The sequence below is a fragment of the Candidatus Oleimmundimicrobium sp. genome (assembly GCF_030651595.1).
Taxonomy (GTDB): domain Bacteria; phylum Actinomycetota; class Aquicultoria; order UBA3085; family Oleimmundimicrobiaceae; genus JAUSCH01.
In genome coordinates this window covers 1-2,944 of record NZ_JAUSCH010000070.1, presented here as the reverse complement: position 1 = coordinate 2,944, position 2,944 = coordinate 1, and the positions used below count along the sequence as shown (strand labels likewise).

Here is a 2,944-nt window from a genome sequence, read left to right as displayed (position 1 = left end):
AAATATCTTGTGGAAACCTCGCGATAACGGCAGCTTTATTATTATTTATTCTTACTTCCAGTATCGCGGCATTGAGAACAATATTTGACCATTCCGGCGTTGTTGCCATCCGTTGCGTCGTCTGTAACCTATCCACAACCTTCTTAGTGCTGACTTTCTGCCAACTCTGTTCGCCTAAACTTCCCATAACTCTGTTGATAGCGGCATAAGCAGTTTCCGGCGTGGACATATCCTCTTCATCTGGAAAGTCCGATACCTTACGGTTAACTTCATACCCGCGAATACCCGATTGTTGCAGTGTTTGAGCAACGCTAATATTTTTGACCGAGACAAACTTGCCCAACTTATCGAACGTCCACACCTTGTTTTCGATTATCTTGTCTTTGTCCCATATAGTCGCTTCGTATTTGTACCTGATCGACATATTGCCTTGCGCATCAACTTCAGGCTCTCCCCATTCGATGGTTTTTCGGGCGGTGATGTCGCGATAGTTGTGCTTGAAGAAATCCTCAACCAACTGCTGCAATTGCTGTGTTTTGCTATTTTCTGTGTCTTGTAATTTGTCGCCATTCAATGCCAACGCCGTTGGTATCAGCAGCGCGGCTATGAGCAATACCGCGACGACTGAGGGCAGCCAGTTTGCTTTTTCATCGTCCGAGGCGTCTTTGCCGAGCAGGCGTTTAATGCGGTCGAAGAGGCTTGCGCCGGATGCGGCCACGGCTAAGCCGGGCTGGGCAGCGCGGATCTCCTCCAACAGAGCCAGCGTCCTTACATAACCAACCTTATCGCCCGATACGCCTACAGCCATATCGTCGCAGCAGTTTTCCCTTTCCACCCTTATCTTACGCGATACCCACCACACGGCAGGGTGATAGAAGCCTAAAATCTCGACAACGGTTTGCAGCATATTAACAAGGTAGTCGTTCCTTTTTATATGCGCCAGCTCGTGAGCCAAAACGGCCTCTATCTGTTCGGTACTCAAACCCGTAAGAGCGCTTACCGGCAGCAGTATCACCGGCTTGAAATGACCTATCACCGCGGGCACCTGCACCAATGCCGATTCCATAAGGTCAACCGCTTTGCTGATGCCCATCGCGTCTGAAAGCCGCCGTAAATTCGCCTTGAGCGAAGGCTCAACCTGCCGCACCATCTGCCTGCGGAGCTTCTGCAATTGTGCCCAGCCGCCAAGATGCCAGATACTCAACCCAAACACGCCGGCAAGCCAGACGATAACCGCAAAGGGCAGGGCAGGCTCGATAGCGTCGATGAATCTATCGGTTAAAGGCGCCTCGTCAATTGCGGCGGCAGCCTGTGTTTGCGGCAGCTCTATCCCAGCGATTTGCCTGATTGCCGCCGTTTCAATCGCGGATTGAGGCAAATCAACGGTGTGCCGGTTTGCCGGCGGCGTGATTTCGATCGGCGCATCGACCTCGACCATTTGTATGGTTATCGCGGGAAGCACTACCAATGCGGCCATCGCGACGCAGGCGGCCATATATCGCAGGTTTGCCGTGAATTTACGCATAAGTCTTAATACTATCGCCAGAAGAAGCCCGATCGCCGCCGCCTGCCAGACGAAATGAAGCAATGTCCAGCCGAGTTTCTCAATGATTTCCGCGTGTAAGATATTTTGCAAAGCACCCATTTTTATTCTCCTTCTATTTCCTCGATCATTTTCTTTATCTTAGCCAACTCATCCGCCGATACCTTTTTGGCCGACAGTGCCCGCATTACCAGTTTTCCCGCCGACCCGCTGAACACCCTGTCCAACAAGTCGCCGACGACCTGTTTCTGGGTTTTTTCTTCACTGACGGCAGGTTTGTAAATGTGCTGGAATTTCGAATCGTCGCGAATGAGCAGTCCCTTATCGGACATTATCTGCATAAGCTTGAGCGTTGTTGTGTAGCCGGTTCGCTGCTGTTTGGCCATTTCCTCATTGACCTGCCGTACGGTGCTTGGCCCTTTGTCCCACAGAATTGACAATATCGACAATTCCTTATCCGTAGGCCCTGATACCTTTTGTCTTGCCATATCTTAATACCTTTCAAATATATTGTCTCGTAATACCTCAATATATTCTATACGAATGAATTCGTATTGTCAACGAAAAAATTCGTAGTTTTAAAAAAAAATTACACCACCCGCCGCTTTTTTGGTAAAGCAGGTCAAGTGTCCTCGCTTGAGATTTCAGCACCGTCAATCGTAAATGCACATTTGTTTATTGCAAGCCTTTCGGCGGCGTCGGTATTTGGGCTACGGGCTGGAAGCCCGAGCTACAGTAGCTCGAGCGTCTCGCTCGCAGCGCTAACGCCGTCAATCTTAAACGCACATGTGTTTATTGCAAGCCTTTCGGCGGCGTCTGCATTTGGGCTACGGGCTGGAAGCCCGAGCTACAGTAGCGCCGCGTTTTGGGCTACGGGGCGGAGGCCAGAGCTGCTAATCGCGTCTTCTGTTGGCAAGGAGTATTAAGTTTTTTAACTCGTGGGTATCCTTGGCGTTTTGCCAGTGTTCTTTAAAGTCGTGCGACTGGGCGATCTGGGCGACGGCCATAAGCGCCCGCAGGTGGTAGTTGCGTTCGTCAAGCGTCCCCGTGAGTACGAAGATGCAGTATACAGGGTCGTCGGAGTGCGGGAATTTTATTCCATTTTTTGAACGGACGATCATAATATGGAATATTCCGTCGCCGTCGATGATAACGTGCGGTATCGCAAGGCCGGGCATTATCACGGTCGAGCCCTGCGCCTCGCGGCTGCACAGCTTGTCGTAAAACAGCTTTGGGTCGTATCCTACCTGCCCGCATACGGAATCGGCGATGAGCCGGAACGCGGCACTGAAATCCATCTCGTCCTCGATGTCGAGTATTTCGCAATCCTTTATCAGGCAGTCAAATCTGTCTTCGGTGATGCTGTCGCGTTCGATGAGTATCTCGCGAAGTTCCGTTTCA

Annotated in this window: 3 protein-coding genes; all 3 read right to left on the bottom strand. The window is 50.8% G+C overall.

Features of this window, described 5'->3' with window-relative positions:
• A partial coding sequence (locus Q7U95_RS04675) for a M56 family metallopeptidase (protein ID WP_308752271.1) occupies positions 1 to 1,645 on the bottom strand: 1,645 nt, incomplete at its 3' end.
• A gap of 2 nt (positions 1,646 to 1,647) precedes the next feature.
• Complete coding sequence (locus Q7U95_RS04670; RefSeq protein ID WP_308752269.1) at positions 1,648 to 2,031, bottom strand: BlaI/MecI/CopY family transcriptional regulator; 384 nt, start codon at positions 2,029 to 2,031, stop codon at positions 1,648 to 1,650.
• A gap of 405 nt (positions 2,032 to 2,436) precedes the next feature.
• A partial coding sequence (locus tag Q7U95_RS04665) for a PTS sugar transporter subunit IIA (RefSeq protein WP_308752268.1) occupies positions 2,437 to 2,944 on the bottom strand: 508 nt, incomplete at its 5' end.